General features: G+C 64.7%; 13 protein-coding genes. 7 read left to right on the forward strand and 6 right to left on the reverse strand.

Annotation, left to right across the window (positions count from 1 at the left end):
- The coding region (locus ACYOEI_RS32150) for a beta strand repeat-containing protein (protein ID WP_462853994.1) at positions 1-3574 on the forward strand (3574 nt) is incomplete at its 5' end.
- A gap of 918 nt (positions 3575-4492) precedes the next feature.
- Here the strand turns inward: ACYOEI_RS32150 and ACYOEI_RS32155 are convergent.
- Positions 4493-5485, reverse strand: coding sequence for a peptidoglycan recognition protein family protein (locus tag ACYOEI_RS32155; RefSeq protein ID WP_462853996.1), 993 nt, complete (start codon positions 5483-5485; stop codon positions 4493-4495).
- Positions 5486-5938: 453 nt separating this feature from the next.
- Here ACYOEI_RS32155 and leuS point away from each other — a divergent pair, with 453 nt between their 5' ends.
- Together leuS and ACYOEI_RS32165 are read left to right on the forward strand one after the other, a co-directional pair.
- Complete coding sequence (gene leuS / locus ACYOEI_RS32160; RefSeq protein ID WP_462853997.1) at positions 5939-8794, forward strand: leucine--tRNA ligase; 2856 nt, start codon at positions 5939-5941, stop codon at positions 8792-8794.
- A gap of 235 nt (positions 8795-9029) precedes the next feature.
- Positions 9030-11888: an Hsp70 family protein gene (locus ACYOEI_RS32165; protein WP_462853999.1), complete on the forward strand. Its 2859-nt coding sequence runs from the start codon at positions 9030-9032 to the stop codon at positions 11886-11888.
- A 387-nt stretch (positions 11889-12275) separates the two neighbouring features.
- On the opposite strand, the gene ACYOEI_RS32170 is transcribed toward ACYOEI_RS32165, so the two are convergent.
- Positions 12276-14336 carry a thioredoxin-like domain-containing protein gene (locus tag ACYOEI_RS32170; protein ID WP_462854000.1) on the reverse strand — a complete coding sequence of 687 codons (2061 nt, stop codon included), beginning with the start codon at positions 14334-14336 and terminating at the stop codon, positions 12276-12278.
- A gap of 240 nt (positions 14337-14576) precedes the next feature.
- Here ACYOEI_RS32170 and ACYOEI_RS32175 point away from each other — a divergent pair, with 240 nt between their 5' ends.
- From ACYOEI_RS32175 to ACYOEI_RS32185, 3 genes are all read left to right on the forward strand, one after another.
- The gene (locus tag ACYOEI_RS32175; protein WP_462854002.1) at positions 14577-15569 is read left to right on the forward strand and encodes a ribose-phosphate diphosphokinase; all 993 of its coding nucleotides are present in this window, start codon (positions 14577-14579) and stop codon (positions 15567-15569) included.
- A gap of 127 nt (positions 15570-15696) precedes the next feature.
- Positions 15697-17124 carry a sigma 54-interacting transcriptional regulator gene (locus ACYOEI_RS32180; protein WP_462854004.1) on the forward strand — a complete coding sequence of 476 codons (1428 nt, stop codon included), beginning with the start codon at positions 15697-15699 and terminating at the stop codon, positions 17122-17124.
- Positions 17125-17221: 97 nt separating this feature from the next.
- A complete protein-coding gene (locus ACYOEI_RS32185; RefSeq protein WP_462854005.1) occupies positions 17222-18364 on the forward strand; it encodes a VWA domain-containing protein in 1143 nt (380 codons plus the stop codon).
- Between the two features lie 108 nt (positions 18365-18472).
- On the opposite strand, the gene ACYOEI_RS32190 is transcribed toward ACYOEI_RS32185, so the two are convergent.
- The 3 genes from ACYOEI_RS32190 to ACYOEI_RS32200 form a co-directional block, all read right to left on the reverse strand.
- The gene (locus ACYOEI_RS32190; RefSeq protein WP_462854007.1) at positions 18473-19189 is read right to left on the reverse strand and encodes a site-2 protease family protein; all 717 of its coding nucleotides are present in this window, start codon (positions 19187-19189) and stop codon (positions 18473-18475) included.
- A gap of 201 nt (positions 19190-19390) precedes the next feature.
- Positions 19391-20791 carry a Si-specific NAD(P)(+) transhydrogenase gene (sthA, locus tag ACYOEI_RS32195; RefSeq protein WP_462854009.1) on the reverse strand — a complete coding sequence of 467 codons (1401 nt, stop codon included), beginning with the start codon at positions 20789-20791 and terminating at the stop codon, positions 19391-19393.
- A 138-nt stretch (positions 20792-20929) separates the two neighbouring features.
- A complete protein-coding gene (locus tag ACYOEI_RS32200) occupies positions 20930-22252 on the reverse strand; it encodes a radical SAM protein (RefSeq protein ID WP_462854010.1) in 1323 nt (440 codons plus the stop codon).
- A gap of 267 nt (positions 22253-22519) precedes the next feature.
- On the opposite strand from ACYOEI_RS32200, the gene ACYOEI_RS32205 reads away from it, so the two are divergent.
- Positions 22520-24160 (forward strand): ArnT family glycosyltransferase, encoded by a 1641-nt coding sequence (locus ACYOEI_RS32205; RefSeq protein ID WP_462854011.1) that lies wholly within the window; start codon positions 22520-22522, stop codon positions 24158-24160.
- Here the strand turns inward: ACYOEI_RS32205 and ACYOEI_RS32210 are convergent.
- Complete coding sequence (locus ACYOEI_RS32210) at positions 24119-25285, reverse strand: glycosyltransferase family 4 protein (protein WP_462854013.1); 1167 nt, start codon at positions 25283-25285, stop codon at positions 24119-24121. The genes ACYOEI_RS32205 and ACYOEI_RS32210 overlap by 42 nt on opposite strands.
- Positions 25286-25323: the final 38 nt, after the last annotated feature.

Genomic DNA, 25323 nt, shown 5'->3' on the forward strand with positions numbered 1-25323 from the left:
CCCCGCATCGCCCTCCATCGTCACGATCCAGCAGCCCGCCTCGACCACCGTCGGCAGTTCGATCGCCGACAAGGCGATCATCAGCGGGGGCTTCAACCCGAGCGGGACCGTGACATTCCGCCTCTACGACAACTCGGCGGGCACTGGCACTCCGCGCTTCACGGATACCGAGACGCTCGTCGGTGGCGTCGCAACCAGCGCCGGCTATACCGCCACCGCCACAGGCACTGACTACTGGGTCGCCACCTATAACGGCGACTCCAACAACGCCAGCGTCACCAGCGGCGTCGCCGACGAGCCCGTCATCGTCAGCCCCGCATCGCCCTCCATCGCGACGGTACAGCAGCCCGCCACCATCACGGTCGGGGGTTCGATCGCTGACAAGGCCATCATCAGCGGTGGATACAACCCGAGCGGGACGGTAACCTTCCGCTTGTATTCTAACCCCAACGGCACGGGCACTCCGCTCTTCACTGACACTGAGAGCTTGGTCGGCGGCGTCGCGATCTCCAAGGGGTACACCGCCACGGCTACGGGCACAGACTACTGGGTCGCCACCTACAACGGCGATTCCAACAACACCAGTGTGACGAGCGGTGTCGCCGACGAGCCGGTCATCGTCAGCCCCGCCACGCCTTCCATCGTGACGATCCAACAGCCGGCGTCCGCCACGGTCGGAAGTTCGATCGCCGACAAGGCGATCATCAGCGGGGGCTTCAACCCGAGCGGGACCGTGACATTCCGCCTCTACTCCAACCCCAACGCCACGGGCACCCCGCTCTTCACAGATACCGAGACGCTCGTCGGTGGCGTCGCCACGAGCGCCGGCTACACCGCGACTGCGACCGGCACCGACTACTGGGTCGCCACCTACAACGGCGATTCCAAGAACATCAGCGTGGCCAGCGGCCTCGCAGACGAACCTGTCGTCATCAGTCCCGCCACGCCTTGCATCGTGACGATCCAACAGCCGGCATCCGCCACAGTCGGATCGCTGATCGCCGACAAGGCGGTCATCAGCGGAGGATATAACCCGGGCGGAACCGTGACCTTCAAGTTGTACTCCAACCCAAATGGCACGGGCACTCCGTTGTTCACGGATACCGAGACGCTGGTGGGCGGCGTCGCGATCTCCAAGGGGTACACCGCGACGGCCGCGGCGACGGACTACTGGCTGGCGACGTACAATGGCGACTCCAACAACACCGGCGTCACCAGCCCCGCTTCAAGCGAGCCGGTGACCATCACCAAGGCGTCCCCGACGATCGTGACGATCCAGCAGCCCGCCTCCGCCACGGTCGGAAGCTCGATCGCCGACAAGGCCGTCATCAGCGGAGGCTACAACCCGAGCGGTACGGTGACGTTCAGCCTCTACAACAACCCCAACGGCACCGGCACCCCGCTCTTTACCGACACCGAGACCCTGGTGGGCGGCGTCGCCATTTCCAAGGGTTACACTGCAACGGCCACAGGGACCGATTACTGGTTGGCGACGTACAACGGTGATTCGAACAACGCCGGCGTCTTCAGTCCCGCCTCCAGTGAGCCCGTGGTCATCACCGCGTTGAGCCCAACCATCACCACGACACCCGGCGGGACGGTCGCGCTGGGCAGTTTCACCATCAGTGGGACCAAGTACCTCGACACGACGGGGGACGGCTTCTCGTCCGCCGATACGCCGCAGGCCGGCGTGACGATGAACCTCTACTACAACACCAATAATTCGACCGGATTGCAGGCCGGCGACATTCTGGTCGGCTCGACGACGACCACGAGCAACGGCACGTACAGCTTCACGCTGACGAACCCGGGTACCTACTTCGTGCAAGAGTCCGTGCCCTCGGGCTACCTCCAGACCGGCGGAGGGCCCGGCGGCAGCGTCGGGAATACGTATTACACGGTCAACGCAACCGCCGGGAACAACTATACGGGCAATAATTTCGCCGACTTCATGACCAGTTGTTGCAACTGCGACTGCTCGTCCTTCTCCTTCAAGGTGACCGCGCCGAATGGCTCGACCCAGACGGTCTCCGACCTGTCGGACAACACGGTTCAGGGCAGCACGGTCTCGGTCACGCTGCCGGCAGGGTCCACTCAGCAGTACACCCTGGTCGTCTACACGGCCCCGAGCGCAACCTTCAGCGACTCCAATGCTTACCAGCAGACGATCTACCAGGTGGCCACCGGGACCTACGCCTCCGCGCCAAATCACAAGCTGACGGTCACGATCCCGAAGACGTATTACCAGATCGATTTCGTCTGCGGATCGGCGATCACTCAGCTCGAGCCGAACCAGAACAACAACGCGTACGGCCCGGACAGCGCGAACATCCTCTACCACGCCCAGGATCGCTTCATCTCGGGCGACAACGGTGGGACCACGGCCCCGAGCACGATGCCCACCGGTACTCCGGTCGCTCCACCGACCCCGCAGACGCCCGCTCTGCCGCCGGTGACGCTCACCGACTCGGCGACCCTCGCGGGCGGGAGTACCCCGACCGGCACAATCATCTTCTACCTGTTCGCGCCGGGCGTCACGCCTAATGGCAATTACAGCAACAACGTCTACACGACTACGGTCCCAGTCAATGGCACCGGAACCTACACCACGGCCAAGGGGACCAGCAGCACCGGCAGCAATATCCCGACGCAAGCCGGCACCTACCAGTGGGTGGCCGTCTACAGCGGCGACTCCAAGAATGGCAGCGTCACGAGCCCATACGGTAGCGAGCCCGAGACGGTCTCCAAAGCCTCTCCGTCGGTCTGCACCACGCCGAGTATCTCCGACAGTTGCGGGACGACCTCGACGATCATCAAGGATACGGCGATCATCTCGGGCGGCTACGCGGAGACCGGAACTCTCACGTTCAAGCTGTACGATCCCAAGGGCAACCTCGTGGACACCGAGACCGTGGCGGTCAACGGCAACGGCACCTACTCGACCCCGACCGGCTACAAGCTCCCTTCCACGGCGTGCGTGACCGGCACCTATCAATGGAACGTCACCTACAGTGGCGACGGCAACAACGTTTCGGTCGCCGACCTCAACAACAAGGGTGAGCAGATCACCATCGGTAGCAGTTGCACGGGCCAGGTTCAAGGAGTTTCCTACTGGTGCGGTACGCAAGGCCAGAATCTGATCAAGTGCCTCAACGGCAGCTCGTCCTGCACGAACCTCGGCAACTGGCTGGCCTCCTCCTGTCCGAACCTGTTCGGCAATCTCAAGGGCTGCAGCAACTCCTACATCGCGTCCTACTGCAAGACGCTCTCCACCGGCACGACCAACCAGAAGGCGTGCGGGCAGGTGCTGGCGACAGCCCTGTGCGCGTATGTGACCGACCGTGACCTGGCGGGAACCTCGGGCGCCTCGTATGGCTTCGCGATCACGGGCAACGGGTTCGGGTCGAGCAGTTGGAACGTCGGCACGAACGGGTCGGCCATCGGTCTGACCAACAACCGCATCTGCAACATCATCGACTTGATCTGCCAGGTCGACAGTCAGTGGCAGAACGGTTCGTTCGGCACCGCGTGCAGCGCGGTCAACTCGATCTTCACGGGGGTGAACAACCAATAATGAGCCGATCCCGTTAATCAAGGCTTCCCGATGAGGCCGAGAGTCTTCCTGAATCTTTGAACGGAATTGGTCGGGGCCTCTCTCGAGCGGATCTTGATGGGCACTAACCCTCCCATCCATTTCCGCACGGAGGTGCCCCGATCGTCGACATGCCGCACGCTCGGAGGATCTGGCTGGGCTTGCCCCGACACTTCGCCTGGTTCCTCACCTTCTGACGGGGATGAAAATCGAGGTTTGGGTCGTTCTCTCCAGTCGTGGGGATCACGTCACCAGGCCAAATTCCATTGCACTTGACGTGGTTGAGCAGCGGAGGCAAAACCGGCCGCCTACCTCCCGGCTCTACCCGGAATTGTGCGACCCTTTTTCGGGTCGGGCCGATGAGATTTCAGAGACAGCCTACGCGATACGACTGAGGGAAATCGCACGGATTCGTGCGGCCTGGCAGGTAGGATGACTGGGCCGACCCGGTGTCGATAGCGGACTTCAAGGCGTCCGTCGGATCACGAGATCGTCGGAGGCTCGGCGTCGAGATCGTCGCACTCCGACGGTGATGTGGGCAGGGGTGAGAAAGCCGGGGCGGCGACCGCGACCATGCATCGAGCCGCCTGGCTTTCGATTCGGGAGCGTTGAGGGGAGGAGATCCGTTCTCGTCAGTGCCGTTCTTCCGGGGTAGGCAAAGCCCGGGTTTGACACATTTCCTCAAGGCTAATTGTGAGCCGAGAGCGGGGTGCGACTTCCGTTGAGTTGCCGGTTGATGATGCTTGCCACGAGGTGTTTAACAGGAAGCAGAGCCGAGGTGGGAAGTTCAGCGTGTCGAGATCAGGGATCAAAGAGCAGAGTCGAAGGTGAGGACACGAAGACGGTGAGAGTGGAAAGCCATTGAGATATGCGTCTGCGTTCCGAGAGACACGGCACCGATCAATAGGTGGTCGAAGACCGTTTCAGGGCGACGTTGCGAGTCCCGAGGATCGCCTGAGCCGGGAAGTGCTTGCCGGGGCAAGCAGTGGGGGACTTCGCGAGTTGGGCGTGGGTCCCGACGTGATCGGCGGGGATGGCGTAGCGCTCGCCGAGGTAGGCGATCAGGGCACGAGCCGCGGCGACTTGGCGAGGGGTGGGGGCCTTGTTGTCGAGGTCGCCGACGAGGCAGATGCCGATCCCGTACTCATTCATCGCCGAGTTCTTACTATCGCGGCAGTGGACGCCGTGCTTCTGGTTCGACCAGCGCTGGGAGACTTCGATCTGGCCGTCGGGGCTGCCCGTGCCGTTGCCGATGATGAAGTGGTAGCCGCAGCCTTCCCAGCCCAGGACCTTGCGGTGTTCGCGGTCGATCTCGTCGTAGTTCCCCGTCTCGTGGGCGCTGTGGTGGACGACCACATACTTCCAGGGGCGGTCGGCCTTCGGCGGGAGGAAGAGGTCGGCCGGGTCATTCACATAGGAACGGACGTCATCCCTGAGGCTGGCCTGCCGCAGCCGCCCGGTGGAGGTGCGCCGGGCGCTCGGGTCGACCGTGGACTTCGGCGTCAGCATCGACGTCCCGCCGCTCGATCGGGCGGCCGGACCACCAGTCGGCCCTTCGAGGGGCGGCTCGCTGGGGGCCGGCGGTGTCGAATTCGAGGAGTTAGGTGTGCTCGGGATCACGGCCGACGGAGCCCGTTCGGGCAAGTCGGATTCGGCGGCGGGGGCGGGACCGTCGAGTGGAGCGGTCTCAATCGTCGTCGTCGGGGGCGAAACCACGGTCGCAGGGGCCGGGACGACCGTCACGGGACGGGCCGGACCGACATAGACCGGACGCATCGCCGATCGTCGACTGCCACTGCATCCCACCACGGAAGACGCGAGCAGGACCGGGACCAGGAGTAACGCCATTCGGCGCGGGCGCACAACGATCGGGGCCAGCGATTGCAGGACCATGACACATCTCCAATGCCAAGGTTCGGGGAAGTTCTCTCGATGACGGGTTAGGCGATTGCCCTGGTTGCAAGCGGGGTGCCGAAGGTTCGTAAAAGGCTCGACATTCGATCTCTCCCAGAACCGGGCTTTCGACTCAAGTCTACACGCCGATTGGTCGATGGGCGGAAATCGCTCGAGTTTTTCTCTTTTTTTCCTCAAGCCCAGTCGCGTCCCGACCGGGTGTCCTTTGTAAGTTCGACTCGATGATTTGTAGGGGTTGACATACCCCAGCACGATCGTGCAATCCCCGAAAGTCCCCGTATTCCGGACGGCTTACGGCCAATCACGCCTCCTGGCCAGGAGGCGACGATCGCGTTATCCTGGAGGGCCTGTGTGTGGATGCCCCCGAACTCGCGGCGGGCTTTTTTTGTCAGATTTCCGAGTTGAGCTGCGCCCGTTTCGGGAGTGCCGGTCATGCCTGCGTATCACGTCCAACGGATCGAGAAGAAGTGGCAAGCCTACTGGGAGCGGAACAAGACGTTCCGGACTCCCGACCTCGTCGCCGGCAAGCCGAAGCTCTACGTCCTCGACATGTTCCCCTATCCCAGCGGCGCGGGCCTGCACGTGGGACACCCCGAGGGGTACACGGCCACCGACATCACCTGCCGTTACAAGCGGATGCGCGGCTTCAACGTCCTGCATCCGATGGGCTGGGATGCGTTCGGCCTGCCGGCCGAGCAGTACGCGGTCCAGACCAATCAGCACCCGTCGATCACCACCCAGCAGAACGTCGACAACTTCCGCCGGCAGATCAAGTCACTCGGCTTCTCGTACGACTGGGACCGCGAGATCGATACGACCGATCCCAACTACTACAAGTGGACCCAGTGGATCTTCCTGCAAATCTTCGACACCTGGTACGACCCCGAATACGAGTGGACCGACGCCGAGGGCCGTCCTCATAAGGGGAAAGGCCGGCCCATCGCCGAGTTGCCGATCCCGCCCGGGACCGCCGACCCCAACGTCTACCGCGATGGGAAGCGCCTCGCCTTCCGGGCCGAGGTGCCCGTCAACTGGTGCCCCGAGTTGGGCACCGTTCTCGCCAACGAAGAGGTCATCGACGGCAAGAGCGAACGCGGCGGCTACCCGGTCGTCCGCATGCCGTTGAAGCAGTGGATGCTCCGGATCACCGCCTACGCCGATCGCCTGGCCGACGACCTGGAGCTCGTCGATTGGTCGCGCGCGATCAAGGACATGCAGCGCAACTGGATCGGCCGGAGCGAAGGGGCCGAGGTCGACTTCTACGTCGGCGACGATCGGACGAGCTGGACCTCGGGCCGTGCCTCGAATGGTTGGCCCGAGGCCACGGGCATTGACGTCATCCGCGTCTTCACGACGCGGCCCGACACGCTCTTCGGTGCCTCCTACATGGTGCTCGCCCCCGAGCACCCGCTCGTCGACCGCCTGACGACTCCCGAGCAGCGCGACGCGGTGGCCGCCTACCGACTGTCCACGGCCTCCAAGAGCGACCTCGACCGCACCGACCTGGCGAAGACCAAGTCCGGCGTCCCCACCGGGGCCTATGCGATCAACCCCGTCAACGGGTCGAAGATCCCGATCTGGATCGCGGATTACGTCCTGATGGGATACGGCACGGGCGCCATCATGGCCGTCCCGGGCCATGATATTCGCGACTTCGAGTTCGCCCAGACGTTCGGACTGCCGATCTACCGCGTCGTCGCGGCGAGCCTGGACGACGCCGGCAAACCGCTCGAGGTCGCCGAGGCGGAGCACGGCGTCGCGGTGAACTCGCGCAACGACGAGGTCCAGCTCGACGGCCTCGCCACGGCCGAAGCGAAAGCGAAGATCACGGCGTGGCTCGCGGAGCGCGGGATCGGCCGCAAGACCGTGAACACCAAGCTCCGCGACTGGCTGTTCAGCCGCCAGCGGTACTGGGGCGAACCCTTCCCCATCCTGCTCGGTGAGGGTGAGTCGATCCAGGCCGTGCCCGAGTCGGAGCTCCCCGTCTTGCTGCCCGACCTCGACGACTTCCGCCCGTCTGGCAAGCCCGAGCCGCCGCTCGGCAAGGCCGAAGATTGGGTCCGCTACTCGGAGAAATACCGGCGCGAGACCAACACGATGCCCCAGTGGGCCGGCTCGTGCTGGTACTTCCTCCGCTTCCTCGACCCGAAGAACGCCGAGCGCCCCTGGGATCCGGAGCTCGAGAAGTACTGGATGCCGGTCGACCTCTACATCGGCGGCGCCGAGCACGCGGTCCTGCACCTGCTCTACAGCCGGTTCTGGCACAAGGTCCTCTTCGACCGCGGGCACGTCAGCACGCCCGAGCCGTTCCGGAAGCTGGTGAACCAGGGGATGATTCTGGGCGAGACCGAGTACACCGCGTACATCGACCCGAGCAATGGACAGTGGTACAAGCGAAGTCGGGTCATCTTCGATGAGTCGGACACCCCGAGGGTTGACGGTCGTACGTTGGAACGGCTCTCCAACGCCGAGTCGAGCATCGTCAAGAAAGAGGGTGAAGTCGAGTTCACGAAGAAGCCCGAGACCTTGAAAAACACGCTGATTCGCGTCCCGGAAGGCGAGTGCGAAACTCGCTCTCACAAGATGTCGAAGAGCCGGGGGAACGTGATCTCCCCCGATCGTGTCGTCGACGAATACGGCGCGGACAGCCTTCGCCTCTACGAAATGTTCATGGGTCCACTCGAAGCGGTGAAGCCCTGGAGCATGAAGGGTGTCGAGGGCGTCTACCGGTTCCTGGGCCGTGCGTGGCGGATGGTGATCGACTTCGAGGCCGATGAGATCCAGCTCGATCCCAAGGTCCAGGACGTCGAGCCGACCCGCGATCAAGCGAAGGTCATCGCGAGGACCGTCGCGGCCGTTACAGACGACCTCGAAGCCATGCGCTTCAACACGGCGATCAGCCGCCTGATGGAGTTCACCAACGTCTTCACGGGACAGGAAGTCCGGCCGAAGTCCGCGATGGAAACATTCACCCTGCTCCTCGCGCCGATGGCGCCCCACCTCGCCGAGGAGCTCTGGGAACTGCTCGGTCACCAGGAAACCCTGGCTTACGCCCCCTGGCCGAGCTTCGACCCGGCCTTGCTGAAGGACGACGAGCTCGAAGTTCCCGTCCAGATCAACGGCAAGCTCAAGACTCGCGTGGTCGTCCCCGCCGAGTCCTCGAAGGACGCGATCGAGGCCGCCGCTCGCTCCGACGAACGGGTCATCGCGCTCCTGAGCGGCAAGACGATCCGCAAGGTCGTCGTCGTCCCCGGCAAGCTCGTCAACTTCGTCGCCACCGACGGCTGAGGCTGACGGAGGGGAGGATTCACCACAATGGCACAAAGGGCACAAAGGGCACAAAGGGCACAAAGAATACCGAAATAGGACTTACAAGCATTTCTTGTTTTTCCCATTGTGTTCTTTGTGCCTTTGTGGTGAATCCTCCCCTCTCCACTCCCTGTCATTTCGCGAGGGTGCCAAGAAGCTGATATGATAGGAACCGGGACGCGAATGAATCGAGGTCCCGGGGGATGGCTGAGGCATGGCACGCTCACGTTTTATCGTCGGGATCGACCTCGGGACGACCAACTGCGCGGTGTCGTACGTGGACACACGAGGGCGAGAGCGGCCGACGGCCGATATCCGGGCGTTCGAGGTCCCGCAGCTCGTCGCCCCGGGGGAGACGGCGCCCCGGGCGATGCTCCCGTCGTTCCTGTACCTGCCCGGGACACATGACCTGCCCCCAGGTGCGGCGCTGCTGCCCTGGAAAGCCGACGCGGATCGGATCGTCGGGGAATTCGCCAGGATTCAGGGGGCGAAGGTCCCCGGGCACCTCGTCGCGAGCGCCAAGAGCTGGCTCTGCCATCCCGGCGTCGATCGGGAGGCGGCGATTCTCCCGTGGGGCAGCCCCCCCGAGGCCCGCAAAGTCTCGCCGGTCGAGGCGTCCGCCGACTTCCTTCGACACATCCGCGACGCCTGGAACGCGAATTTCGCCGTCGACGACCCGACGCGGCGGCTCGAGGTCCAGGAGGTCGTCCTCACCGTCCCGGCCTCGTTCGACGAGGCCGCCCGCGAGCTGACCCTCGACGCCGCGAAGCAGGCTGGCCTCGAGTCGGTCACCCTTCTGGAAGAACCCCAGGCGGCGTTCTACTGCTGGATCGTCTCCCACCAGGAGGGTTGGCAGCGCGAGGTCCGAGGGGGAGAGCTGATCCTCGTCTGCGACATCGGCGGCGGGACGACCGACTTCAGCCTCATCACCGTCGTCGAGACGCCGACCGGCCCGGGATTCCGACGGGTGGCCGTCGGCGACCACCTCATGCTCGGCGGCGACAACATCGACCTCGCCCTCGCCCACCGCGTCGAGAAGAAGCTCGGCGGGGCACGGCTCGACGCCGAGCAGTGGAGCGCCCTCCGGTACGCCTGCCGGACCGCCAAGGAGAAGCTCCTCGGCGACCTCCCCGTCGAGCGCTGGCCGGTGACCATCGCCGGCCGAGGGTCGAAGATCATCGGCGGGAGCATCCAGTCCGAGCTGACCCGCCCCGAGGTCATCGAGATCGTGATCGACGGGTTCTTCCCGAGGACGCCCCGAGGCGAGGAGCCGAATCGAGGGGCCAAGCTCGGCCTCCAGGAGTTCGGGCTGCCGTTCGTCGCCGACCCGGCCATCCCCAAGCACCTCGCGTCGTTCCTCAGGCGGCATCGCGCCGAGGCGGTCGGGCAGGGGGGATTCTCCGGCGACGATCGACCCGCGCGGCCCGACGCCATCCTCTTCAACGGAGGGGCCCTGACCCCCGCGATCGTCCGCGACCGGATCGTCGAGGTTGTCTCGGCCTGGTTCCAGGACGACCCGGGGACGGCGTATGCCCCTCGGGTCCTCGCCAACGCCTCGCTCGACCTCGCCGTCGCCCACGGAGCGGCGTACTACGGGGTCGTCCGGCGCGGGGGTGGGATCCGGATCGGCGGAGGGACGGCCCGGTCATTTTACGTCGGCTTCCAGGCCGAGGAGTCGTCGGCCCCCTGGCTCTGCGTCGTCCCCCGAGACGCCCAGGAAGGAGACGAGATCACGATCGACCACCGCGATTTCGACCTCCTCATGGGCCAGCCGGTGGCGTTCCCGCTCGCGAGCAGCTCGGTCCGCCCCGACGACAAGCCCGGGGACCTCGTCGCCTCCAACCCCGACTCGATCCGGGAACTGCCCCCGTTGCAGTCGCTCATTCGTGTCGGCCGCAAGGCCAAGGCCGAGCGCGTCCCCGTCCGACTCGCGGCGCGGGTGACCGAGGTTGGAACCGTCGAGCTCTGGTGCCAGTCGCGTACCGACGACCGGCGCTGGCGACTCCAGATCCAGCTCCGAGGACCCGCCGGGCAGCCCGCCTCCCGCTCCCTGGTGACGGGCGAGGAATCCGACCGCGTCATCATCGAGCAGTCGGAGCTCGACTCGGCGGTCGCGGCCATCCGCGAAGCCTTCGGGCCGACGACCCCGAGCGAGGAGGCGGGCCCTTCGCGCCTGGTCAAGCGCCTCGAGGACCTGCTCGATGTCCCGAGGGATCAGTGGCCCCCTTCGGCCCTCCGAGCCCTCTGGGAACCGCTCCGCGACCTCGCCGAGTCTCGCCTCAAGGGGCCCCGGCACGAGTCGCGCTGGTTCAACCTCGCGGGGTTCTGCCTGCGGCCGGGGACCGGGTATCCCCTCGACGAAGGCCGGATCAAGGCCCTTTGGCCCGTCTTCCACCAGGGGGTCAAGTACGCGAAGGATGTGCAATGCTGGGTCGAGTGGTGGATCCTTTGGCGCAGAGTCTCCGCCGGCCTCTCGAAGGCCCACCACGACGAGATTTATCGTCGGGTCTCGCCTTATCTCCTGCCCAGTAAGGGCGGGGCGGCCAAGAAGGGGGGCAGGCCCAAGGTCGAGACCCACGAGCTCGCCGAGATCTGGCGGACCGCCGCGAACCTCGAGCGGCTCTCCCCCGACCTCAAGGTACAGCTCGGCTCGGTGCTCGTGAAAGAGCTCGGGAAACCGAGCCTTGCCAATCACGTCTTGTGGTCTCTCGGCCGGCTCGGCGCCCGGGTTTTGCTCTATGGACCGGCGAACACCGCGGTCCCTCGCGAGACGGCCGAACGTTGGCTGCTCGCCCTCCTCGATCGCCCTTTCTCCGAAGGCCGGGAGACGACCGACGCAATCTTCGCGCTCGCGCAACTGGCTCGCGTTTCGGGCGACCGTGCCAGGGATGTCGACGAGGCGATTCGCACCCGGGTCCTCGCCCGGCTCGAGGAGCTTGGAGCGGACGAGGCAGAGCTGCGCCCCGTCCGCGAGTTCCACGAGCTGGAGACCGAACAGCAAGGCCAGGCGCTCGGCGACGCCTTGCCCGTCGGCCTGCGGCTCATCAGCGGGACGACCGCACAAGGCGTCTGACGTCGACCTTCGAAACCCGGTTTCTGAGGAGTAGAGCGGTTAACGTTTGTCTGACACACGGCACGATGTGACCCGAACCCGAGAGCGGAGACGGAAACGAGGACTGGCTCCGCAGCGAAGCGCAGGTGCCTGGCGCCATTTCCGCCGCAGCGGACGGCGACGGCCCGGAAAATGGGGACAGGCACCCGGCCTCGACGTCGATCGCGAGAGTCCGGGTCCGACCCTGCCGGGAGCCAGTCCCCGCTTTCCTCCGACGTGCGCAATGAAAGCGAGAGCCGCTCTAGGCTCCGAGATCCCGGAAGGGGTCGACGTTGACCGCGACAGAAACCCGGTGTTGGAGAAAACACCGGGTATCGAAGACGGAGGGACGTTGGTGTTGGGTCGTACTTATCTCGACGCCTGCTTTGATGAATCACTCTGAATCTTGACGACGTCCGTGCCGCCCGAGTCGAAGGTGATCGGGACGTTCCAGACGAAGTTTTTGACCCGGCAAAGGCTCGAGTTCTCGCTGCAGACGAAGGTGCCGAGGGAGAGCTTGATCGAGGTCGACTCGCCGGTCGCGGGGGTCTTGGCCAGGGCGACCTTGATGTCGAGCGACTTCGAGGGTTTCTCCTGGCGATGGCCGGAGGCTTCGTCTCCGGCGAGGAGGCCTTCCTGCTTCGGCGACTCGAAGAGGTAAGGCATGGCGACCTCTTCGTTGAGCTTGTAGCCCGCCTCGAGCGGAACCTCGACGTGGAAGGCAACCTGGGCCGATGGCTTGACCTTCACGGCGGGCAGGTCGATGACGACGGGGTTGGGGAACCGGGGGGCGCGCCTCGGGGGCGTCGGCGGTTTCAAGCCCTGGAGTTCCAATGTCTTGACGGCGTTCGTATTCAGGTCGACGACGCGGATCGCCTGGTTGTTCGTGTCGGCCACATAAAGCTTCGTCCCCGCGACGCTCAACCCACCGGGCTGGTAGAACCGAGGGGGGTTGTCGGTCTTGCCCGAGCCCACGTTTCCAACCAGGGTTTCGACGCTCTTGGCCGCGGGGTCGCACACCTTGATCTTGTTGTTGTAGGTGTCGGCCACGTAGAGCTTGCCGTTGCCGTAGGCGACGCCGAGGCAGTGCTGGAGGCGGACATCTTCCCCGACGCCGTCGCGGTCGTCGAACTCGAAGAGGCCCAGGCCGACGATCGTGTGGACGTAGGGCTTCTTGCCGAGCTCGATCGAGCGGAGGGCCGAGACTTCCGAATCGGCGACGAACAGGTGATGGCCGTCGGTCGCCAGGCCGCTGGGCTGGGCGAAGAGGGCCTGCTTGATCGGGCCGTCGCGGAGGTTCTCCTCACTGGTCCCGGCCCAGACCTCGATGACCTTCGTCGGGATGTCGTAGCGCCAGATCTGATGCGGGCCGGCCATTGCGATGGCCAGTGCGTTCGTGCCGGGGATCAGGACGAGGTCCCAGGGGCTGTTCAGTCCGGTCGACTTGCCGGCCCCCGTGCCGCTCCGACGGTGCGACTGCTGGCCGTTCCCCGCGAGGGTTTCGACGGTCCTGGCCTTGAGGTCGACCACGCGAAGGGCGTGGTTTTCGGTATCGGCCACGTAGAGGAGGTCGTCGATGAGGTACATCCCCTGCGGGCGGTGGAACTGGGCCTTGGCGAAGTCGCCGTCGACGAGCCCGGCGACGCCGTTGCCGATCGCAACGGCCCCGGCCCCGTCGAGGTCGGTCATCACCAGGCGATTGTGCGCGGTGTCGGCGATGAAGAGTCGATTGCTCTTCGGGTCGGCGACGACCTTGCCCGGGTAGGATAGGGGGGTCTCGTCGGGCTTGTCGCTCTCGGGGAAGAAGGTCAACGGGCTGAGATTCAGGTCGCCCTTCTCCTTGTGCTTCGCCACGAGCAGGCCGATGTGGTGGTCGAGCGCCTCGTAGTTTCCTTCGCCGCTCGCCGACCCGTAGTAGTGCCCTTGGGGATCGACCAGGACGATGGTCGGCCAACTACGGACCTGGAAGCGGTTCCAGATGACCTGGTCGGCGTCGTTCACCACGGGGTGCTTGATCTGGTACTCGTGCACCTTCTGGCGGATGTTCTCGGTGTCGCGCTCGCCGAAGAACTTCGGCGAGTGGACGCCGATGACGACGAGCTCGTTCTTGTATTTCTGCTCGAGCTTGGCGAGGTCGGGCAGGACGTGGTGGCAGTTGATGCAGCAGAAGGTCCAGAAGTCGAGGAGGACGACCTTGCCTCTGAGCTCCTCGAGTCGGATCGGCCCGGTGTTGATCCAGCCGGTGCCCCCCTCGAAGCTGAGCGCCGGCTGCTCCTGGAACCGAACGGTCTTCTCGACGCGGATATTCCCGCCCCGACGCTTCGGCGGCGCGGCCGAGCTCGACCGATGGACGCCGGCTACGACGATCGCGGCCGATACCATGGCAAAGACACTCAAGAGCCATCGGGCTCTGGATTTAGGCTGACGCATGCCGGCGACCCCTTCGGGATAGAACGTCGAGGCGGAGGATTGCGGACAAACGTTATGACTCAATCCATTGTAATCGGCCCGCATCGAGGGGGAATCTTTTTTTCCTTCCGCGACCTCGCCGAAGCGAGCGTCGGGCCGGCTGGCAATGGTTTCCCTCCCCCGGTTAAGATAACGTGTAGCCTCGGGTCATCGCGACGCGAGAGCGCCCGGGTCGGTCGATTTCGGATGAGAACGCCCTCCATGGACAAGTCCCTGATCGGTTGCAACAACTCATCGAAGCAAACCGACCCGTTCGGCGAGCTGAAGATCTTCGCGGGGAATGCGAGCGGCGACCTCGGCAAGAATATCTGCAGCCAACTCGGCATCGACCTCGCCAAGTCGGAGACGAAGGTCTTCAGCGAGGGGAATGTCTTCGTCCGAGTGCTGGAGAACGTCCGGGGGCGGGACGTTTTCATCGTGCAGGGGACCGAGTTCCCGGTCAACGACAACTTCATGGAGTTGTTATTCTGGATTGATGCGTTCAAGCGGGCGAGCGCGACGCAGGTGACGGCCGTCATCCCGTTCTTCTCGTACGCCAAGGGCGATAAGAAGGACGAACCCCGGGTCTCGATCCGCGCGAGGGTGTGTGCCGACGCGATCGAGGCGGCCGGCGCCGACCGGGTCTTGACGATGGACTTGCACAGCCCGCAAATCCAAGGGTTCTTCAAGATCCCCGTCGACCACCTCTACGCGATGCCCGTTTTGGTCGACTACTTCCGCAAGAAGCAGATCTCCGACCTCGTCGTGGCCTCCCCCGACGTCGGCTTCGGCAAGCAGGCCTACCGCTTCGCACAGCTCATGCGCGCCCCGGTCGTCTTCGGCAACAAGGTCCGCACCGAACATGACGAGCGGGCCCAGATGCTCGACATCATCGGGACCGTCGAGGGGAAGAACGTCCTGATCGTCGACGACTTCACGATCTCCGGCGGCACCCTGATCGAGATGGCCAACGCGTGTCGCGCCCGCGGCGCCAAGGACATTTACGCGTGCGTCTCTCACGGGGTCTTCTCAAAGGGCTCGGGCGAGAAGATCGCGCGGAGCCCGATCAAGGAGCTGGTCATGACGGACACGATCGGATACCGATTCGAGCCACTCGCGCCGTGCTGTCGGGTCGTCAGTGTGGCCAACATGTTCGCCGAGGCAATCCTCTCCATCCACCGCAGGGAGAGCGTGAGTCGACTCTTCGACTTCTGAGCATCCGTTCGGGGCATGGCCTCCGGCTGGCCGACCCCGCCACTCGTTGACTTCGCTCTGGCACACCCCTAGCATGACCAGGGGCGCCCTCGGAACGCGCCGAGCGAATCCAACCGGAGTGTGCAGCATGGCGACGGAGCGGCCCAGGACGCTGGGCGAATTGCGGTCGAGCGGCTATCGGTCGGAGTCGGTCAAGGACGAGATGCGGCGGAACCTGATCGCCAAGATCCGGCAGGGACAGCCTCTCTTCCCCGACATCCTCGGCTATGAAGAAACCGTGGTGCCGCAGGTCCAGAACGCCCTCCTCTCTCGGCACGACATGCTCTTCCTCGGGCTCCGCGGTCAGGCCAAGACCCGGATGCTCCGCCAACTGGTCCACCTGCTCGACGACGCGATCCCGGTCGTCGAGGGCTCGGAAGTCAACGACAACCCATTCGACCCGCTCTCGAAAGAGTCGCGCGACAAGGTGACGCAGCTCGGCGACGCCACCCCGATCGCCTGGGTCGGCCGCGACGAACGTTATCAGGAGAAGCTCGCGACGCCCGACGTCACGATCGCCGACCTCGTCGGCGAGATCGACATGATCAAGCACGCCGAGGGACGCTACCTCTCGAGCGAGCTGACCATGCACTTCGGCCTGATCCCGCGCTCGAACCGCGGGATCTTCTGCATGAACGAGCTCCCCGACCTCTCGCCGAAGATCCAGGTCGGCCTCTTCAACGTCCTCGAAGAACGCGACATCCAGATCCGCGGCTATCCGATCCGGATGAACCTCGACCTCTGCATGGTCTTCTCGGCCAACCCCGAGGATTACACGAACCGAGGCCGGATCGTCACCCCGCTCAAGGACCGGATCGGATCGGTCGTCCGCACGCACTATCCCCTGACTCGCGAACTCGGCATCGCGATCAGCGACCAGAACGCCTGGCTCGACCGCTCCGCGGGACGCCTCGCGATCCCGCTCTATATCAAAGAGATCGTCGAGGAAGTTTCTCGGCTCGCGCGGGCGTCGTCGCACGTGAATCAGCAGTCGGGCGTCTCGGTCCGGATGTCGATCGCGAACCTCGAAAACGTCGTGTCGAACGCCGAGCGTCGTGCCCTCCTGAACGGTGAGAACTGGATCATTCCCAGGGTCTCCGACCTCGTCTACGTCGCGGCCAGTTCTCGAGGCAAGCTCGAACTGTCGATGAACGAGGACGATGGCCACGAGGACAAGCTCATCGGCCGGATCGTCGACGAGGCGGTCAAGAACGTCTTCGCCCAGCACCTCGACGCCCGTGAGTTCCGCGCGGCGGTCGACTTCTTCGAGTCGGGCAAGGGGATCGAGGTCGGCGACATCCTCTCGGCCAAGGACGTCCTCAGCCGAATCGAGAAAATCCCGCAGCTCCGCAAGCGGGCCGAGGAGTTCGCCCGGCAGGTCCAACCCGACCTGGCCGACGCCGACGCGAAGGACGCCGCCACCGCCGCGGCGGCCGAATTCATCCTCGAAGGGCTGCACGTCCACAACAAGCTGAACAAGAACGTCAAGCCCGGGTCAACGTCCTACAAGCGATGAAACCCAGCCATCTCCCCGAAGGGCCGGCCATGAAGGCCGGCCCTTCGTCCGAGTCCAGCCTCCCGCCGCGCGGTCGATCCACCCGACGAGGTGATTGATGTCTTTCCATGAATACACGAAGTGGGACGGCTCCCAGGAGTTCCAGCCCCAGTCGGCCGACAAGGCCTTCGACCAGATCACCGAGTATCTCCTCCAATACGGCGACGACGTCCTCAGGAACCTCGACCAGTTCGACGAAGACGACCTCCCCGACGTACTCGACCAGATCCAGAAACAGGGGCTGATCGAACAGGACGGCGAGGGGAAGTGGCAGGTCAGCCCCAAGGGGATCCGTCGGATTCAGCAGAACGCCCTGACGGACCTCTTCCAGACGTTCCAACGCGACGCCGTGGGCAAGCACGACACGCCCCAGAAAGGCGAAGGGAGCGTCCGGCTCGACGACTCGCGCCCCTACGTCTTCGGCGACTCGCTGGCGAACCTCGACCTGCACGAGACGCTCAAGAACGCGATGATCCGCCAGGGGGGCGGGCTCCCGATCCGGCTCAAGTCCGAGGATTACGTCGTCCACGAGACCGAGTACCAGACGCGCTGCGCGACGGTCGTCCTGATCGACATGAGCGGTTCGATGGGCCGCTATGGCAAATATGCCATGACCAAGAAGGTGGCGCTGGCCCTCCAGGCCATGGTCAGGGCCCAGTACTCCCAAGATACCTTGCAGATGGTCGGGTTCTACACGTATGCCAACGTGATGACCGAACGCCAGTTGCTCGGCTCGGCCCCGAAGCCCGTCAGCCTGTTCGACAGCCGGGTCCACATCCGGTTCGATATCGACAATCCGCCGAAGCGCGTCCCCCAGCACTTCACCAACATCCATGCGGGCCTTCGCCTCGCACGGAACATGCTCACTCGCCAGGGGGCCCAGAACAAACAGATCATCGTCATCACCGACGGCGAGCCCACGGCGCACATCGAAGGACGCGACGTCGTCCTGATCTATCCCCCCTCGGAGAAGACCGCCGCCCACACGCTGACCGAGGTCCGTCGCTGCGCCGCGGCCGGGATCCGCGTCTCGAGCTTCGCCCTGATCGAAGACTACTTCTACCTCGGCCTGGTCAACTTCGTCGAGGAGATGGCCCGCGTCTCCCAAGGCGTCGCCGCCTACTGCTCGGCCGACGACCTCGGCAAGTACGTCTTCGACAGCTTCGTCGGCGGACGTCGTAGCCGACGCATGAGCCATTGAGGATCAGGGGAGGATTCACCACAAAGGCCACGAAGGGAAAAGGCAAGAAAAGAACAAGCGTTTTCTTATGGTTATCGTGCTTCAGCGGAGAATCCGCCAAAATCGGGTTCAGAACCCGAACAGGACGCGAACGATGGAAACGCCCCACAGGACGCTGAGGAGGAGCGATCCGACGACACCGACGAAGGCCGAGTATTCCCAGATACGTTGATAGATCGAGCTTCGTGTTCGAAAAAGTTCGAAGAGGATTCCGCCACCGCTCAAAGGCGGCAACGGCATCAGATTGAAGGCCGCATTCTTCGCGGCAATCACGCCGAAGGCTACGGGAAACGGCTGGTTTCGGAGGAGATCGAACATCGATCGGACGAGTGAATCCCGGACCGGCATCGGGGATACCGCCCCGATGAGGATTTGCCTGAAGCCGTGATATACCGAAGTGAGCCCGTGTAAGGGCCCCAGGCAGACCATCGCGATGACGACGCTGGCGTAGCACCCGGTCGCGATGATGAGGATTCGAGACCACCTGCCGAGGTCAACCCACCTCGTCCCAAGCTCATGAGACGGCATGTCGAGACTGGTAGGTTCCGCCCGAGCCTCATCCTCCTCCTCGCCCCGAAGCTTGACCGATCCGCCAGGGAATGGCACGGCCCGCCACTCGAACGGGATGCCGCCGACTCGGAATCGAGCGGCCACCGGACCCATGCAGAATCCGACCGATTCGATCTCGGCCCCGATCAACCGAGCAACAATGGCCTGGACGATGAGGCCGAGGTCCGAAACCAGAATACAAAACACATAGAATAATAAAAATAATTTGAACATCATATTACCCAAATCTCATCGGACCCCGAGAATTCGATCACCATGGGGCCATCCATCTCGGATGAGGATCAGGCATCGCGTCTCGGCCGAGTCCGACGTGAGGGAGCCTTCCCCACGAAGAGAACAGACTACCCACAAACGAACTATCCGCTTCTTCTTTACATCCTTTGTGCCTTTGTGGTGAATACCTTCCCCGCTCGACTCCTATAAAACCAGCTTCGCGCGCCGTCCAAGCGCATCATACGCGGCGTATTTGTAGACTTCGGTCAGCGTGGGGTAGTTGTAGCAAGTCTGGATGAAGATGTCGGCATTCTGGTTAAGGAGGAGGGCGGTCAGGCCGACGTGGATGAGCTCGGTGGCTTGCTCGCCGATCATGTGGACGCCGAGGAGCTTCATGTCGTCGGTGCGGAAGAGGAGCTTCAAAAAGCCCTTGTCGTCGCCGATGATCCTGCCGCGCGCGTTGGCGGCATACGTCGCCTTGCCGACGACGTAGGAGACCCCGGCCGCCTTGAGCGACTCTTCAGTCTCGCCGGCCATGGAGCACTCGGGGATGGTGTAGATGCCGTACGGGAGGATGGTGGCGACGCTGCTCTTGTACTTGAGGTCGAAGGCGTCGACCATGGCGACGCGGGCCTGCTCCATCGCGGTCGACGCCAGGCCGGGGGAGCCGATGACGTCACCGGCGGCGTAGATGTGCGGGACGGCGGTCTGATATCGCGAATCGACGTGGATCAGCCCACGCTCATCCACGGGCACTCCCGCCTTGTCGAGGCCGAGGGTCTTCGTGTTTCCCCCGCGACCCGACGAGACGAGGATCGTCCCCGGGCTCAGACGGGCCCCGGACTTGAGCTCGACGTCCAACGTCGAGCCGGCCTTCACCGAGACGACGCCGTCGTTGAAGAGGAAGCGGACGCCGATCGACTCCATCTGGGCCCGCAACGACCCCGCCACCTCGGCGTCGAGGGACCCGATGACCCGGTCACGCCGCTCGACGACGGTGACGTCGACGCCGAGGATCGCGAACATGCAAGCATATTCGCATCCGATGACGCCCCCGCCGACCACGAGCATGCTCTTGGGCAAGTCGGTGAGCTGGAGGATCGTGTCCGAGTCCCAGACCCTCGGATCCTCGAACGGGAAGAGGCTCGGACGGAATGGTGAGGAGCCGACCGCGAGCAGGACGACGTCCCCCTGGATCGTCGTGTCGACACCGTCCGGCGACTTGACGGCGACGGTGTGCGGGTCGAGGAACGAGGCGGCCCCGTGGAAGACCCGGATGTGGTGTCGGGCCAGGTTGTTGACGATCCGGATCCGCTCGTCGCGCGTGACGTGCTGCTCGTGGACGAGGAAGTCGCGGATCGTCACCTGATGCTTCAGGCTGAGATTTACCCCGGAGAGGTCTCGGTTGCGAAATCCGGAAAGGAAGAGCGCCGTCTCCCGCAAGGTCTTCGAGGGGAGCGTCCCGGTGTTCGCCGCCGCGCCGCCGTAGACGGATTCTTTCTCGATCAGGGCCACCGACTTGCCGAAGTAGGCGGCCTGGGCCGCCCCCTTCTCGCCCGCGGGCCCGGAACCGATCACGATCAGGTCGAATTTGCTCGGATCCATGTCAAGATCACGCTCCCGGACCAGGGCCCCCTCGGCCATCCCGAAGCCGGCCCGATCGGGTGAGACTATGCCCGACCCGCGATCGTGTCAAGGCTCACCGATTCAAACGTATACGCATCTTGGGGCCACCGGAGGAGCTTAGCTGCCCTGTTTCTCGAGAAGATAGGGCATGACCTTCACCCCTCGGCCCGTGCGGAGCGACGTCAGGGCCTGTTTGAATCGGGCCTGCTGCGTGTCCCATGCCTGTCCAATGAGTGGCGAAAACCCGAGAGCCTCCGCACGAGGGTCCCGAACCTCTTCGGCATCGAGCAAGGCGATCAGGTCGCCCTGGCCGAGCGGGAGCTCCTGGAACAGTTCAGTGGTCGATGCAACGTGACGATCGGAGTGCTCGAGACCTCCGGCACCGACGAGCACCGCCAACGAAACTCCGAGTCCCGCCTGTTTCGCGTCGGCCACGGTCGCGATCAGGTCGTCGTCCCGCCAAGTCTTCCCGTAAAGGACACGCACCTGGGCATCCCCCGACTCCACCCCGAAGGTGATCCGGCGGAGGTGGAGCTTGCGGAATCGTTTCCAATCCTCAAGCCCAGCGGCCATCCCGACGAAGTCGTCGAGGAACGCGTGAATCCCTTCGAGCGCCGGAGTGACACCGACGATGTCTCGGTTCCGAGGCTCGCTACGTTCCGTGATCGGGAAGACTCGGCCGATCGTCTCGAGATACGAATCGACTTCTCCTGCTGGCCTGCGCAGGACGTCACTCGCACCGAGAAAGATATTCCGACACTGGAGTACCCGATGTCCGAGTAGGGTGGAGACGGCCCGCGCATGCTCCTCGAAGTCGGACGCCGAGCGGACGCGATGCTCGGTGACCGGCCCTCGGCCGAACGCACGACCTCCGAGGTTGCCCACGCTGGCCTGGAGGATGACAGCGTTCTGGCACTCCGGGGGGAGGAGCGGAATCGGGCCGTAGGTGTCCTGGTACGTCACGCGATTCTCGGTCCAGCGCGAGGCATCCCAACGCGACACTCCCTGGAGGAATTCGCAAAGGGGCTCGACTTCGAGCGGCCTGGCGTGTTCCGGAGGTCTGACTCGCTCGAGACGCGAGGACTCCAGGGCGTCGATGAGCTCGAGGGCCGTCGAGCGGACCCGAGCGTCGAGGCCGGCGGCCTCGGAGTCGTCGAGCGTGCGCCGCTTGAGGACGAGGTTCTCGCCCTCGCGGACTCGATCGATGGCGCGAATGGTGGTGTCGAGCCCTTTGAGGTAATGGACGCCGTCGACGTAAGCACGCTGCCAGCGTCCTTCGCCGTCGAAGTGATAGATCGGTTCGTCGCCGAAATAGAGGGAGAATGCCCCGGCCTTGAACCCGGCGAAGATCGGATCCCCCTCGAGTGGGCGGAGGAGGACCCTGCGGCCGTAAAGGGCTCCCGACTCGAGCAAGCAAGCGGCCTCGGTTTGCTGGACCATCAAAGACACGCTCCTCGAACGACCCGTCAGTCAGCCGAAGTCAGGGATGAGAGAGAATCGCGCCGGCCCGAAACGAAGGGGTTCATCCCCGCAAAAGCTCTCTCCTCGCGGTTAGGGAACTTCATTATACTCCCCGGCCGAATCCACCGCGTCCGGAGTGTCGCGGCGAGCGAAGCAGTGAACCGTCCTGGACACACGGAGGGAACCGTGTCACCGACGCCGCCAACCTCGGCATCCCCCCCCACGCAAAACCGGTCGAGTCGACGATTGCTGGAGCCCCTCTTCATCGGGCTCCTGGCCTTGACGCTCAACCTGGCGGGCAACGGGAGGGTGAGCCTATGGGACCGCGACGAGCCGCGCTACGCCGGCTGCGTCCGGGAGATGCAGGCGAGAGGCGACTGGATCCACCCGACTTTTAACGACGAACCGCGTTACCAAAAGCCTATCCTCATCTACTGGTTGATGCGGGCGGGCTACGCCATCGGGGGAGACAATCCCTTCGGCGCCCGGCTTGTCTCGGCCTTCGCGGGGACGGCGACTTGCCTCCTCGTCTGGAGCCTTGGCCGGCGGATGCTCGGCGAACGCGCGGGGAGGCTCGCGGGCCTGATGCTCGCGACCGCACCGATCATGGTCGTCGAATCCAAGCTCGCGACGACCGACGCCACGTTGACCTTATGGCTCGTGGGGGCACAAGTCTGCCTCTGGGAGCTTTCCCGACGGTCTTCGCGATGGCTCGCGGCGACCTTCTGGGTCTTGCTGGCCCTCGCCACGCTGACGAAAGGGCCGGTCGGGATCGCCATCATCGCGTCGGCGGGACTCGTCTCGTGGTGGTGGGGCGGACCTCGCGAATGCTGGGGACGACTCCACTGGCGCTGGGGGCTGCCGCTGTTCGTGCTCCTGACCGCCCCCTGGTTCGTGGCGGTCGGACTCCTTTCCCACGGCGATTTCTTCCGAGTCGCGGTCGGCGAGCAGGTGATCAACCGGGTTACCTCGGGCATGGAGAAGCACAACGGCTTCCCCGGCTACTACCTCGTCACGATCTTCGGGACCTTCCACCCGTGGTCCGCGCTCCTGCCCGCAGCCGCCCTGGCGGCGTGGACTCGTCGCCGATTGGGGCCGGAATACGGCTTCCTGCTCGGCTGGATGATCGGCCCGCTCATCCTCCTCGAATGCGTCCGGACCAAGCTCGTCCACTACTACCTGCCCGCGATCCCCGGCTGCACGCTCCTCGCGGCCTGGCTCGTCGTGGCGGTGGCCGAGAGCGGGCTCAGCTTGAGACTCTGGCCGCTCGGACGGCTTGGGGTCGGGCTCCTCGGCGGGACGAGCTTCGTCATGTCGATCGCGTTCGTCGGGGGGGCCGTTTGCCGGGACTCGGCACTCAGCCTGCCCCTCGTCACGCTCGCGGTCGTCATGACGTCGGGGACGGCCCTAGCCGTCTGGCGACTCTTTTCCGGGGCCACCGAACGTGCGGTCATCTCGCTCGTGGCGACCTGGGGTGTCGTCATGCTGGGCATGGGCGGCTGGCTCCTCCCCGCCGCGGAGCCCTATCGGGCACCCCGGCACGTGGGCGAGCGGCTCGCGGCGCTCGCGAAGGATCTCAACGCCCAGGCAGCCCTCCATTCGTTCCAGGAGCCGAGCACCATCTATGCCTTCGGGCACCCCTTGCCGACGATCCGCAAGTGGTATGAGCTCTACGACCTCGTCCTCGAACGGGGGACCGTCGTCACGGCGGTGCTCCCGCACGAGCTGAAGGAGTTCCTGAAGAAGCCCTATCTCAACGTCGAGCTTCGCGACCGCCTGACCTGGCTCAACCTGAACAACGGGCAGGAAGAGACGCTCCAGTTCATCCTGGTGCGGGCCAGGCAATCAGCGGGCATCGTGCCGCCCAAGAAGCCTCTCGTAGAGTGAGCGGAGCTCGCTCGTCATCGTCTCGTGACGGAACTGATGCGCGAACCGCCGCCGCCCTTCCTGGCCGAGCGCCTCGCGACGCGCGGGGTCTTCGGCCAGGCGGAGGACCGCGGCCGAGAGTGCCGGCAGGTCTCGAGGCTTGAGCAAGATCCCGGTCTCGGGGAGCACGACCTCGCGGGCTCCGTCGACGTCGTAGCTGATCACCGGCCGGCCCACGAGCAGCGACTGCGGGAGCACTCGGGCAAGCCCTTCGCGGAGGCTCGGGTGCACGACCGCGTCGATCGCGCCGAGCAGTTCGGGGATCCGTCCGGGCGGGACCAGCCCGACGAAACGGAAGGCGTGCCGGACGCCCAGCCGTTCGGCCTCGGCGATCAGGGGATCGCGGAGTATGCCATCCCCGATGAAGACGAAACGGATCTTGGGGTTCGCCTTGAGGACCTCGGGGGCGATCGCGAGGATGTCGTCGTGCCCCTTGCGTTCGAAGAGCCGGGCGACCGTGCCGAAGGCGACCTCGTCGTCGGCCAGACCGAGCTCGCGACGGACCTCGTCGCGGGGCCTCGGCGGGTTCAGGAAGGACTCGACGTCCATCCCGCTGTAGACCGTCGAGAACTGTTCGGGTCGGCCTACCCTTTCGGCCAGGGCCTGCTCGGTCATCGCGTCGCAGACGCTGACGATCGCGTGGCAACGCTTCGCCGCCCAGCGTTCGAGGGCGATATAGAGCCGATTCTTCGCCGGCGACTCGGAAGGCCCGAAGGGCAGGCCGTGGATTGTGTGGACGACCGCCGGGACTCGCTCGTGCCATCCCGCGGCCCGGCCGATAATCCCGGCCTTCGAGCTATGGGTGTGGACCACGTCGGGCTGGAGGCGACGGATCGATTCGCGGAGCCGTCGATACGCTCGAAAGTCGACCCGAGGATCGATGGCGCGGATGAGCTCCGGCATCAGCTCGATCTTCAGCCCTTGCCGCTTCGCCCGGTCGAAGAGCTCTCCCTCCGGGCCTTCGGCCGGCCCGGCGATGAGCGTGACGTCGTCGCCATGGTGATGGTGCAGGCCCTCGACCGTCAGCAGGGTGTTCTCCTGGGCCCCCCCGAGGATCAGCCGGGTGATGACGTGGACAATTCTCATCGACGGTGACTCGCGAGGGAGACAACGGGAGCATCCGG

This window comes from Singulisphaera rosea, from assembly GCF_054877945.1.

Coding starts and splice junctions, on each gene's coding strand:
- ACYOEI_RS32155 (WP_462853996.1), bottom strand. CDS start 5,485: ATGGTCCTGCAATCGCTGGCCCCGATCGTTGTGCGCCCGCGCCGAATG.
- leuS (WP_462853997.1), top strand. CDS start 5,939: ATGCCTGCGTATCACGTCCAACGGATCGAGAAGAAGTGGCAAGCCTAC.
- ACYOEI_RS32165 (WP_462853999.1), top strand. CDS start 9,030: ATGGCACGCTCACGTTTTATCGTCGGGATCGACCTCGGGACGACCAAC.
- ACYOEI_RS32170 (WP_462854000.1), bottom strand. CDS start 14,336: ATGCGTCAGCCTAAATCCAGAGCCCGATGGCTCTTGAGTGTCTTTGCC.
- ACYOEI_RS32175 (WP_462854002.1), top strand. CDS start 14,577: ATGGACAAGTCCCTGATCGGTTGCAACAACTCATCGAAGCAAACCGAC.
- ACYOEI_RS32180 (WP_462854004.1), top strand. CDS start 15,697: ATGGCGACGGAGCGGCCCAGGACGCTGGGCGAATTGCGGTCGAGCGGC.
- ACYOEI_RS32185 (WP_462854005.1), top strand. CDS start 17,222: ATGTCTTTCCATGAATACACGAAGTGGGACGGCTCCCAGGAGTTCCAG.
- ACYOEI_RS32190 (WP_462854007.1), bottom strand. CDS start 19,189: ATGATGTTCAAATTATTTTTATTATTCTATGTGTTTTGTATTCTGGTT.
- sthA (WP_462854009.1), bottom strand. CDS start 20,791: ATGGATCCGAGCAAATTCGACCTGATCGTGATCGGTTCCGGGCCCGCG.
- ACYOEI_RS32200 (WP_462854010.1), bottom strand. CDS start 22,252: ATGGTCCAGCAAACCGAGGCCGCTTGCTTGCTCGAGTCGGGAGCCCTT.
- ACYOEI_RS32210 (WP_462854013.1), bottom strand. CDS start 25,285: ATGAGAATTGTCCACGTCATCACCCGGCTGATCCTCGGGGGGGCCCAG.